We start from the raw sequence: 11413 nt of genomic DNA on the forward strand, positions 1-11413 counted from the left end.
GGTGATTCCCGCTCGCTGTGGGAACACAGCATTCCGCCGATATCCGAACCGCGCCACTCCATTACATTCCGCACGCTTGCAGAATGATCGGTGCTCTCTGGAGAGCGTAGTCTTTTCAGCGGGGCGGCTTCAGCTCGCCCGCAAGCCAGCCGGTCGCATCGGTTTTGAGAGGATCGACGTCGAAAGAGACTTTTTCCAGATGATGGCAAGTGCTGCATTCAAAGGTACGTTCTTCGTAGCCTCGCTTGCCCGGCGAAATCCGGGCCAAGCCCATCCTGTGCTTACAGGTCGGGCACATCGGCCGCTCGACATTGGACAAGGAGTTACGCATTACCCACCAAGGTAAGAACCATATTCATTTTATGATCCGGCGGTCTGTCCGGTATACGACTGGCGCCCACGATTTTAGTTCGGGCTGCGGGTTTAGGGAACCATGGGAGGATAGCTGAATTTGCGTACTGGGCCTACCTAAATGGTTGGCCTGCACGGGCTCGGCCTGAGCGCCCCTATCCCTCGGTCCGAGGCCGTGCACACACGCCAAAGGCAATCGACGTTCATTTTTTCAGAAAGCAATGGTCTGTAACTTGCGGCAGGCACAGCCTGCTTTGAAAGCAGGGGACTGGCCCGCCCCTCCGCTTCCGAATCGAAGCTCCGCGTTTGAATTTCAATTATCGAGAGCTCATTCCCTCCGAAACCGCCTTGCCCGCGGCATCAGCAACGCGCCCCACCTTGTTTGAAACTTTATCTGCTGCCGATTTCGCTGCCTCGACGGTGAGACCCTGTCGTTGCGCTTCCTCGGCGGCACTCTTGAATGACTCCTCCGCGACCTCGGCGGCGCGCGTGGATTGTTCGTCGGCAAACCGCTTCACCGTCTCCTTGAACGCGTCGCTTGCTTCACCCAGATATTCGGATTCAGTTTTCGTCACGGGCACCGCCGCTGCAATACCCGCCCCGATCGCAAGCCCAATGGCCCCCAAAGCCAGCGGTTGCGCCTCAAACAATTCCGTCAGACTGGAGCGGAACGAACCGACCATCTGAGCTCCCGAATCGGGGATCGAGCGGGCGTACTGCGAAACCGTATAAGCCTGCTCTCGACTGAACCTGCTCGCATTTTCAATTGCGGCCGATGCATTGCTTTTTAGCTTTTCGGCCGCAGACGTTACGTTGGCGCCAAGTTTCGCACTACTGTCCATCGCTGCATTTCTCGCGCGCGAGGCCCCGCCAGCAGGATTTGGCATCCAGTCACCATCCGCCGTTCGGTCGACCGTACTCCGTGCTATCGCGAACGCGCCGCCGCCGAACAACCACAAAGCTCCCATGCCGATAAGCGCGGCGGAGACCGGATTTTCGCGCGCAGCCTCTCCTAAATCGCGGACGAAGCTCGAGCTTTTTTCGAAAACCTCCGTCATCGTACCATCTCCTTTGCCGCGAGCTTATCACGTTGCACCTGCTCGAGCGTCACAGCGGGTTTGAGAGCACCGCCCGATAGCCGGCTCAATCCAACGCCAATCAGAATGGCGGAAACAACGACCGCGCCGGCACCGGTTATGAGGTAAGCAATGGGATCGGAAAGTCCGGCCCGGATCAGCGCGGACGAGATCGCGAACAACAAGATGACCAGCGCGGGGATGAGGATCACCGCGCCCGCGCCTATCATGGCCGCCGCTCGGCCGGCCTGACTTGCCTTATCCGAAAGTTCGGCGCGGGCGAGTTCGAACTCGTTGCCGATCAGCTTCGCGAGCTGGCCCACAGCGTCACTGAAGAGCTCGGGTATCGATCGGTTATTCGATGAATTCATCGCGATATCCCCTTTGTGCGCCCTCTGCTCGGCTCCGAATATTCGAAACGTTGCTGCTGTCCCAATCCGATTGTCTGTCACTCGAGGTCTCTGCTGAACTCTTCAAAAACCTGATGACTCCGAAACCGGCGAGCACAGCCATGCCTAGGAACGCGGTCGGCTGCCGCCGCGCAAAAGATTGCGCGTTGCGCAGCAAATCGTTGAAGTTTCCGTTCCTGATGGAATCAGAAACGACTTCAACCTGTGACGCAGCTTTTCGGATGTAAGTGCCGGCGATCGGCAGATCCCTGTCGAACTCCCGAGCAGCACGGCGCATCGTGTCCGCAAGGCTGCCGACGTACTCGGCCCCGGCATTCTTTTGTCCGTCAACTGCTTGCTTCAATTTATCCGCCGCCTGCGAGGCGGTGTCTTTTGCCGCATCGACGAAATCCGACGTCTGATTCTTCATCGTGTCGGCAGACGAGCTGGCCATCTCCTTGGCCTTGTCCCTGAACTCGCGTCCCGCGGAAAGTGCCTGATCCTTTGCGCTCTGCGCCTCAGCCGATGTGCCCGCCCCTGACGACGCCGGGTTCGACGTGCCTTTATCGGCGGTCCTGAATGTCTGGTCAGCCATGATCTGTCTCCCCGTGCGTATTTCGCTGTTGATGATTGTTTTCATTTTGGGCCGGCTCGAACGCGGTAGTGACGGCGGCTTCCGCCACATGGCGCAAGCGTTCCCCGACGTCCCGCGCGGCCTCACTCACCCCATCGGGCGTCAGTCCTTCGGCTTGAGCCTGTCTGACAGCCTCGTCATAGCCTTCGCCGACCGCCTCCTTCGCTGTCCGTACCGCGCCCGCCGCGGCGCGATCAGCTTGGCGTTTCACAGAATCTTTGGCACCGCCCATCAAGCTGTCTTCAATGTCGGAGCGAGGGATCGCGCTGGCTATAATCCCGCCGATAAACAGGCCGACGCCCGCCACCAGGAGCGGATTTTGCTCGACGGTTTCGAAGAAAGTCTTTCCCGCACGCTCGCCGAGGTTTGCCGCACGCTCGGTGAACTTGGACGCCGTGTCCTGGACGGTTCTTGCGGCCTGCAGCCCCATATCTCGGCCGGCCTCCATAGCCTTGCGCCCAGCCGAAGCCGCATCTGAGGCCATATCCCGCACGTTTGTCGCCGCGGTACTGCCCGCCTGGCTCACCTGCTCGCGGATGTTTGCCGATGCATCCGATGCGGCGGCGCCGAAAGATGTCGTTTTCTCTCGGAGCTGTTCAGAGCCGGCAGCGAGATTGGCTGCGGCTTCGTCGCTCGTCGAGCGGGCTGCACCCGTGACCGCATCGGCCAAGCGCGTGACCTTTTCAGACGCGACGGATTTTGCCGTGGATACCGCGTCCACCGCTCGGTCGCTGATCTCTCTGGTGCGCTGTGCCACCGAATTCGACAGATCAGACGCTGCATCTGTTGCTTTTTTTGTGAGCGATTGTCCCGTGCTGGATTTGGCAAGGAATAAACCTGCTCCCATCATCCAGACTGGCAGCGGGATCGCTCGCGCCATCCTGAGCAATGGATAGCCGACGGTCGCGCCCAGGGCGACTGCCTGCATCGGATTACGTTTGGCATCTTCGAGGAGTTCTTCTGCCCGGGTGCGAAGATATTGCGATACCTCACTCTTGATCGCATCCGGCCGAATACGCTCGCGTATATCGCTGGCGCTCTCAGATACATTAGCGCGAAGCTGCTCGACCGTATCCAGCAGGTTTGCCCGCGTCTGCTCAGTCTCGCGCTTCAACTGCTGCAGCGAGCGCGTCTCGCTCTGTTCCATGGCCCTATCCTCTGTGCCCGATTGTGAAGTTGAACTTCCAATCCTCCTCTTTGGTTCCACCAACTCCACGATATCTGGCGATTCAGCGCGCAAGCTCCCGCTTGAATGTTCACGAACGAAGACGGTCGAAAATCAAGTTAGCCGCCCCAGGATTCCGCAGCATCGGAGCGAGCCCCGATCTGCGGCTCCGCACGAGACGCATGACTTGACCAAACTAGACGGAACCTGCGTCGGGCGGTTCCGCTCCATAGGAAGCCATTGTTAAAAACACGAATTTTCTGTCGGACATCGAACAGATTGATCCCGTGAAGCAAGGTAACTTTTCATAGGAATTGAAACAACGCGTAGAGTAATGGAATGAATCGGGTTACGTGCCGCAAGTGGACCAATGAACAGATTGAACTCCTTCGCGCGCTCGTCGAGAGCGGAGCATCAGCCGCTCGAGCGTCCGTAGTGCTCAAACGTCCGAAGCTGGCGGTTCAGAACAAGGCCAGGCAATTGGGTCGGCCGTTTCCGGATGTCAGGAACGTTAAAGCCGCGCGCTTGGCCCGCGAAGCGTTGGAACGGGAATTGATTGAACAGCGCCGCAACGTACTCAGGTCTTGAACGAAAATTAGAACGTCGTAACGGCAGGGAGGTTACGGCTCGACAGGGGCTGAAGAACCGGACCAGCGCTTAGACTTTTTGCAGCATACTTGGTTCCGCGCGTCGGCGTCCAAGCTGACCGCGAAAAAACCGCCGGTCTCCTCACGCGCAGATCAATCCAAGCAATTCAACTCATGCTGCCCGGCATGAAACAACGGATCGTGGTCCCGAGTGAGTTCTTGATCGGCCATACCATCGTTCTTCCCGCGCGGTTCGGCTCGGTGATCACCGCATCCTCCGGAACAACGATCCATTCGCCGTCGAGGCGAACCCGGTAATGACCATCCTTGGATTCCCAATCCGGATCGGCGACGGCGAAGCCATCGGCAAATGAGCAGCAAAGTCCCTTGCCGCTCTTAAGCGTGTCGAACCAGGGTTTGAGGGGCGATCCTGCATACCGGCCGTCATCGCGACCTGTCGCGCTGCCAACCAGGATCACGGTGAAAGCGACTGTCGAAAAAACTTCTAGACATCTTCGGTGAGTCATTCTCGCCACCACGCCCGAACAATGCCGAGGTATAAACGAATCGTTGGGGCGAAGTTCCGTCTCACAACGCGGAAGCGAAAACTCTCTGCGCGTACGTGCGCGAGCCGACATTGCGCGCCCTTATCGTGCGTAATGCGCTGAGAAGTCGCGGCGGCTCACATATCCTTGCACCAGAGCAGCGGCAGCTCCTCGGATTTGATCAATTCGATTTGTTCTGAAAAACGAGCACGGTAGAGCGTCATCAGGGCATCGTGACCGGCATCGGATGAACTGCAAACCGCGTCTTCGACCAGAAGCACTCGAAAGCCGAGATCAACCGCATCGAGAACACTTGCCAATACGCAGACGTCCGTTTCGGCTCCGGTAACGACGAGTGTGCTGACGTTCTTTTGCAACAGGAATTCTACCAGCGGTGATTCCGAAAACGCCGAATAGGCGGGCTTATCTATTAGCCGCGCGGGAGGGACAAAGCGCCGCAATGCCGGCACGAGTTCAAGTTCGGACGAGGGAAGCTCCGCGCGCGTCGCGCGATGCCACTTGTCGAAATAACGGCGCCACCGTCCGGGCCGGTCGGTGGCGTTCATTGGGGTTATGAATCTGGTAAACACCGTACGCGTTGCGTAGCGGCCGGCGATCTCCACAATCACCGGCAAGACGCGTTCCATCCATGGCGTCTCCCAAACCCCTCCCCGCGCAAAGATGTTCTGCATGTCGACCGACAGATGCACTGCATCGGTTATCGGCTCTGTCAGGGTCGTAACCGCCATACTTGCTCTCGATGATCGAGGGGTTCGCTCCACGGTGCGCGTATGAAAACGCGGTGATGACGTCGGAGTTCGGCGTTCAGGGGCGATGCAAATCGCGGGTACAGATCGCAGATAATGTCGACAACACCGCTTGGCGCGTCACGCAGCGGCACTTCCAGGACGACAACTGCCTCGTCTCTGAAATCCCTGTCCTTTCCACGGAGTAATGGAACCCACGCACTGCATTGCGGTTTGGCTCCAATAACGACGGAGTTACTCAAATGGCATCCACATCGCCCCGCCAACGGCGGATCACAGGAAGGGTCATGCATGAATTCAAGCACGGCGAGCTGAAAAGCGGTCGGGCCGGCAAAGGCGGCAAAGTCAAGAGCCGGCGTCAGGCCATCGCGATTGCATTGGAGGAGGCCGGTACTTCAAAATACGAAAGCAATCGCCGAAACAGGCGCAATCTGCGCCGAACCGAAGGCAAGGAAGCGAAGGGCCGTACCGCGCAGCAGGAGCGCGAAGGCAAGTCCCACGTCGGTGCTCGAGGCAAGCGCGAAAGCACCCGGGCTATGGGCGGGCGCGATGCCCGCAAGACCACGGCTAGAGGTCGCAAAGCTTCGCGGGCTCGTACCCGCAAAAGCGACGGTCACACGCGGCAAGAACTTTATGCAAAGGCCCGAAGGCGCCACATCGAGGGGCGCTCAAAGATGAGCAAACGCCAGCTGGAAAATGCGCTCGGTCTGCGCTGAAGGCTTCTCATCTGGTCCAAAGCTGGAATGTCAGGCGCTACCGCAGTAGTCCGCTGCGTGACGGCATTAGTTGACTGAGGCCCTAGGGCGTCCCTTCAGCCTAGCGCGGGAAGTGCTTAAAATCCTTGGTGTGCATCGCTCGGGGAACTTTAGAAGGCCGGAACCATTGGAACTGCTTCACCGGGACTGGGAGCACGCCATGGACACTGAGAATACCCCACAAAAGAAGAAGCCGATCGCTGACCAAATGACCGAGTTAGCCGCCCAAGCCGCCGGGGCTTTGGCCGCGACAGCAGTTCGCGCGGTAGGAAGGCGGGCGAAGAAGGCTGTTGGAAAAGGCACGTCGACCAAGAGCAGAGCGGGAAGTCGTTCGAAGGCAGCGAGGAAAGCTCCGAAACGCCGCGCAAAGAAAGCCGCCGCGACCAAGCGCGCTGCCAAAAAGACGTCAAAAGGACGAGCCAGGAAAACCGGCAAAAAATCGAAGCGCTAGCAGGCTCTACGGCAAACGCCCCTCGCAACGCGTCAACGTCGGGCAGCAAGCATCCGCTGCTTGGGTGCGTTCCGTTGCTTGGGTATCCGGGCTGGACAAGAGGATGCCTGGTAGCGGGGGAGGGACTCGAACCCCCGACCCCAGGATTATGATTCCCGTGCTCTAACCAGCTGAGCTACCCCGCCAAGCATTGCGTTACGGCTTCGCAAGATACCGCCATCGCAAGCGCGCGGCATATAAGAAGCCGGTCAAGGGCATGTCAAGCAAAGCTCGTGCTCGTGCTGAAGCCTGAATTGAGCGGTCATTTCGGCCGCACGGTGGGATCACCGCCAGGGCTGCCCGGCGGAGGGATCACCGGCGTGTTTCCGGCATCCGGGGTCGGCGCGCGAATTTCCGGATCTACGCCTGCCGGCGGACAAAGAACCCCGTCAGACTTCGCCAGTTTGTCACCGAGCGGTTCAGTGGCCCGCGAGGTGGTCGAGCCTTCTGGCGCGATGGTCCCGCGGGGCGGGACCGGCTTCGTCGGCCCGCAATTGGTGCTGGCGACTGGAGCTGGGGGCGCGGTTTGGGCAGGCGGGGTTGCTGGCCCCGGCGGGGCCTGTGCGATGGCCGCGCCGGTCGTCACCATCAGCACACACCAGAAATACAAACAGGGTTTTATCGTCATGCGGGGAAACGGACCTCGCTGCCAGAGGTTCCCGAGTGGATTTCGCGGCGGTTCAAGACTTGCGATAGCGGATTAAAGAAAAATGACCCATCGGCGGCATCGGTCGGCGCTCGATCAAGGTGACATTGCCGTGACCGGCTGCCCAATTTGCCAGGCGCGCCCATGGAAATTCCGGTCGCCAGCCGAGGCGACGCGCCAGCGGCGCAAACGCGAGTTCAAACAAACGGCGCGCGCCATTTTCGGCGCCAATGTGATTGACGAGAATGAGTTCGCCGCCGGGCTTCAGCACGCGGATGAAATCGTTCAACGTAGCCTCGGGGTCGGGCACGGCGGTAACGACATATTGCGCCACCACGGCATCAAAAAATTCATTCCGGAAAGCCAGGTTCTTGGCGTCCATGACGGCGAGCGTCTCGACATTGGGAAGGCCCAGTGCCCGAACGCGCCGCTGCGCCTTGCGCAACATCGGCTCCGAAATATCCACGCCGCACAATTTTGTGCTCGGCGAATAATCCGACAATGATAAGCCGGTGCCGACGCCGACGTCGAGAATTCGCCCACCGATCTTGTCCGCTACCGCGATGGTAGATTGCCGACCGTGATCGAAAACTTTGCCGAATACCAGATCGTATATCGGCGCCCAGCGTCCATAGGCCTTTGCGACCCCTGCCCGGTCGATGTCTGTAGCCATGCCCCCCGCCCTGACAGCTCTAACCGCGCGCGGCCTCGACTAACGGCGATTGCCACGCGATGCTCTTGTCCAGTGAGCTTCTCGCCGTAGCGCTCTGAATGAACCCGCCCCCAAGTACGCGAGCCTGCCCCGAGGGTGCATCGTAGAACACGCAGGCCTGGCCCGGGGATACACCCTCTTCGCCCGCCACGAGTTCAACTTCATAGCCGCGCTCAGTGGGCCGCAGCCAAGCCGATTGCGGCGCCCGGGTCGATCGCACCCGCACGAAAATCTCAAGCCCGCTGCCGATTTCATCGAGCGCGCCATCGCCGATCCAATTGACGTCCCGAAGCGCAATGCGATCCATCCGCAAGGCGTCGCGCGGGCCGACCACGACGCGTCGGCTGGCCGCATCCAGCCTCACGACATAAAGAGGTGCGGCGGAGGCGATGCCCAACCCGCGCCGCTGGCCGACCGTGAAATGAACGATGCCCTGATGCCTGCCGATGGTCTGGCCATCGAGATCGACGATGTCGCCCGGCTCGATCGCGTTCGGCCGCAACCGGCCGATAATATCCGTGTAGCGTCCGCTCGGCACGAAGCAGATATCCTGGCTGTCCTGCTTGTCCGCAACCGTCAGTCCGAAGCGGCGCGCCAGTTCGCGGGTCTGAGCCTTCGTCATGTCGCCGAGCGGGAAGCGCAAATAATCCAGCTGTTCGCGCGTGGTTGCAAATAAGAAGTAGCTCTGGTCGCGATCAGCATCAGCGGCGCAGACCATCGCGCGCGATCCATCGCTCATTCGGCGCGAGGCCACATAGTGGCCGGTGGCGAGGGCGGCGGCCCCAAGCTCGCGCGCGGTCGCCAGCAGATCGCGAAACTTGATCGAGCGGTTACACTCGATGCAGGGAACTGGCGTTTCGCCCAACGCATAGCTATCGGCGAAGTTGTCGATCACCGATTCTCGGAAACGGTTCTCGTAATCCAGCACGTAATGAGGAATGCCGATGCGCTCGGCGACGTTGCGGGCGTCGTGGATGTCTTGTCCGGCGCAGCAGGCGCCCTTGCGATGTGTTGCCGCGCCGTGATCATAGAGTTGGAGCGTGATGCCGACCACGTCGTAACCTTGGGACTTCAACAGCGCAGCCGTCGTCGAGGAGTCGACGCCGCCGGACATAGCGACGACCACTCTTGTGCTCTGTGGCGGGCCTTGAAGATCCAAACTGTTGAGCATGGTTCCGGTCGTTTGCGATAGCGGGCCTTCAAACCCTTGGCGACAGGGAAGCGTCTTGGGTCGAAAAGCCTAGCTTTGGATTGAATTCGGAACGGTCCGGCAGAGCCGAATGTGCTCTGCCCCAAGCGGCCGAAAAGCTTGCCTTTAATATAGGCGCTATTCTGGTCAGGCAATCACGCCTTCCGCTTTTCCTCCCCACCCCGACCGGCAAATCTTGCCGCCGGGCAAAATAACCGCTGCCATGGCGGTTTTCCGGGTCACCAATTTGTCAATTAATTCGCTGATTACAAAAGGTATTTCTGAAATAAAGGATTGGCCCGGTCCTTGCTGCTGTCTGGTCCAGTTTCATTCCGAGAGGCGACCAAGTGTTCAGCGTCACGTCAGAACCAGTAGCAAGCGCATCTATTCAGACAGCGCAGCCGAAAACGGCGCGGTCTGACCGCGGCGCGCAGAGCGATGATTTTGGGGCGCTGCTCGACTCGAGTCTTCCGGCCGGGACCCAAGGCTCAAGCTCAGCCGCGCGGCAGACATCCGCGTCGCAGCGTCGCGCGGATGATGATGCCGCAGCAACCAGCGACAGGGGCCGATCACGCAAGGCTTCGGCCAGCCGCTCGGACGACACGTCCGATGACCAGAGCGCCACGAGCATTGCGGACGATAGCGGGCCGGAAGCCACACAGAGTTCCGACGCGGGAGCGGCCGGCAAGGCTGAGAAAAATATCGCCACCCTTCCGCGCACCCCAACAAAATCGGGTTCGTCCAAAAACAGTAACGCGCAGCAAAGCGATAAAGCGCCTGCCGGAACTGCCGCATCGACCAATCCCGCTGCTTCGACACCGCAAGATGCTGCCTCGGTGATAATCCCAGCCGCGATCGCGGTGGCCATAGCCGTCCCGCTCGCGCTCGCGGATGTTCCTGCTGCTTCGCCTTCAAACGCGAGCAGCAAGATCCCAGTTGTAGTGGCTGGTGCGGCTGCGGGCGCCTCAGCCGCCGCTTCCGCCGGCCCAGCATCCGCGTTGCCGTCGGATCAGGCTAAGGTCGTTTCGGATGCGGTCGACGCAACCGCTTCTGCAACTTTGAGCAGCCCAGCTTTGGCCGCTGCACCAGTTATCCCCGCAGCAAGCGCAGCCCCGGCCGTCAGCCCGGAAAAAACAGCCGTCATTGAAGCAGCTGCCTTTGTTGAAGCTGCAGGCCAGAGCACCGTCGCGTCCATCCCGCAAGCGGCTGCCCAGACCGAAGCAACGCCTGCGAATGAGGCTGCATTGGCTGCCGCCGCAATAATCCCAAGCGCAACGCCGAAGACTGTACAGCCCAAGTCTGCGGTCGCAGTGGCGGCAAAAGGCGCTGCAAGCACACCAGATGGCAAATCAGCAAGCTCTGGCCGCTCCGCAACCGGCACAGACGTATTGGCGGCGGAGCCCAAGCCCGAGCAGCCGGCACCGGTCAAACCGGAATCCGGCAATGACAATTCCGACCGGACCAAATCCGACGCCGCTGCCACCAAAGCGTCGCCGCCAATCGATTCTGCGCCGGCCCATTCAGTATTGGCCCCAACTGCCCATCCATTGAACGATTCAACAGACGCGAGCAGCCAAACGACGACGGTAATCCAGCCGGCCGTTCCCGTCGCCCCAACCACGGCCACTCCCGCGGCCGCGCTGAGCGTCACCGCTGCAACCAATGGGCTGGTGCCCGTGAGCGGGCTGGCCTTCGAAATCGCCGCCTCGGCGCGTAGCGGCAAGAGCCACTTTGATATCCGGCTCGATCCAGCCGATCTGGGCCGCATTGACGTGCGCATTGATGTCGATCGGACCGGTCAGGTGACTTCGCATGTCACGGTGGAAAAACCGGAGACGCTTTCGATGTTGAGGCAGGATGCGCCACAACTGCAGCGCGCGCTTGACGATGCCGGGTTCAAGACCGGGGATGGCGGCCTGCAATTCAGCCTGCGCGATCAGTCCTCTTCCGGAAACAATTGGCGCAACGAGACCAGCGGCAACGCGCAACGGCTCGCGATTACTGAGGACGAATCCGTTCCGGCGACGATTGCCGGAAGAAGCTATGGCCGCATGCTCGGGTCGACCAGCGGCGTCGATATCAGGGTCTGAGGAGACAAAAATGACAG

General features: G+C 60.2%; 12 protein-coding genes and 1 tRNA gene. 2 read left to right on the forward strand and 11 right to left on the reverse strand.

The features are described from left to right. Window positions 1-115: 115 nt before the first annotated feature. From VJV58_RS14715 to VJV58_RS14745, 7 genes are all read right to left on the reverse strand, one after another. Window positions 116-331 (reverse strand): response regulator, encoded by a 216-nt coding sequence (locus VJV58_RS14715; protein WP_324138097.1) that lies wholly within the window; start codon window positions 329-331, stop codon window positions 116-118. A 337-nt stretch (window positions 332-668) separates the two neighbouring features. Continuing rightward, complete coding sequence (locus VJV58_RS14720; RefSeq protein ID WP_324138098.1) at window positions 669-1409, reverse strand: hypothetical protein; 741 nt, start codon at window positions 1407-1409, stop codon at window positions 669-671. Next, entirely contained in the window at window positions 1406-1798 is a 393-nt protein-coding gene (locus tag VJV58_RS14725; RefSeq protein WP_324138100.1) for a phage holin family protein, read from the reverse strand. The genes VJV58_RS14720 and VJV58_RS14725 overlap by 4 nt, the downstream gene beginning before the upstream one ends. After that, entirely contained in the window at window positions 1782-2411 is a 630-nt protein-coding gene (locus VJV58_RS14730) for a YtxH domain-containing protein (protein ID WP_324138101.1), read from the reverse strand. The genes VJV58_RS14725 and VJV58_RS14730 overlap by 17 nt, the downstream gene beginning before the upstream one ends. Next, window positions 2404-3597, reverse strand: a complete 1194-nt coding sequence (locus tag VJV58_RS14735) for a hypothetical protein (RefSeq protein WP_324138102.1) — start codon at window positions 3595-3597, stop codon at window positions 2404-2406. Before VJV58_RS14735 ends, VJV58_RS14730 begins: the two co-directional genes overlap by 8 nt. Window positions 3598-4369: 772 nt before the next feature. Beyond that, a complete protein-coding gene (locus VJV58_RS14740; protein ID WP_324138103.1) occupies window positions 4370-4729 on the reverse strand; it encodes a hypothetical protein in 360 nt (119 codons plus the stop codon). A 155-nt stretch (window positions 4730-4884) separates the two neighbouring features. Then, window positions 4885-5496: a cysteine hydrolase gene (locus VJV58_RS14745; RefSeq protein ID WP_324138104.1), complete on the reverse strand. Its 612-nt coding sequence runs from the start codon at window positions 5494-5496 to the stop codon at window positions 4885-4887. A gap of 305 nt (window positions 5497-5801) precedes the next feature. Between VJV58_RS14745 and VJV58_RS14750 the strand changes: the two genes are divergently transcribed. After that, entirely contained in the window at window positions 5802-6230 is a 429-nt protein-coding gene (locus VJV58_RS14750; protein WP_324138105.1) for a DUF6496 domain-containing protein, read from the forward strand. Window positions 6231-6828: 598 nt separating this feature from the next. Here VJV58_RS14750 and VJV58_RS14755 read toward each other — a convergent pair. The 4 genes from VJV58_RS14755 to mnmA all read right to left on the reverse strand — a co-directional run bounded on the left by VJV58_RS14755 (window position 6829) and on the right by mnmA (window position 9288). Then, a tRNA-Met gene (locus VJV58_RS14755) sits at window positions 6829-6905 on the reverse strand. A gap of 116 nt (window positions 6906-7021) precedes the next feature. Continuing rightward, entirely contained in the window at window positions 7022-7387 is a 366-nt protein-coding gene (locus tag VJV58_RS14760) for a hypothetical protein (protein WP_324138106.1), read from the reverse strand. A 52-nt stretch (window positions 7388-7439) separates the two neighbouring features. Further along, entirely contained in the window at window positions 7440-8078 is a 639-nt protein-coding gene (locus VJV58_RS14765) for a class I SAM-dependent methyltransferase (RefSeq protein ID WP_324138107.1), read from the reverse strand. A 19-nt stretch (window positions 8079-8097) separates the two neighbouring features. Then, window positions 8098-9288, reverse strand: a complete 1191-nt coding sequence (gene mnmA / locus VJV58_RS14770) for a tRNA 2-thiouridine(34) synthase MnmA (protein ID WP_324138108.1) — start codon at window positions 9286-9288, stop codon at window positions 8098-8100. A 1091-nt stretch (window positions 9289-10379) separates the two neighbouring features. On the opposite strand from mnmA, the gene VJV58_RS14775 reads away from it, so the two are divergent. Next, window positions 10380-11396, forward strand: coding sequence for a flagellar hook-length control protein FliK (locus VJV58_RS14775; protein ID WP_324138109.1), 1017 nt, complete (start codon window positions 10380-10382; stop codon window positions 11394-11396). The last annotated feature ends 17 nt before the right edge of the window (window positions 11397-11413 follow it).

Origin of the sequence: Bradyrhizobium sp. (genome assembly GCF_035273305.1) — a bacterium.
Lineage (GTDB): Bacteria > Pseudomonadota > Alphaproteobacteria > Rhizobiales > Xanthobacteraceae > Bradyrhizobium.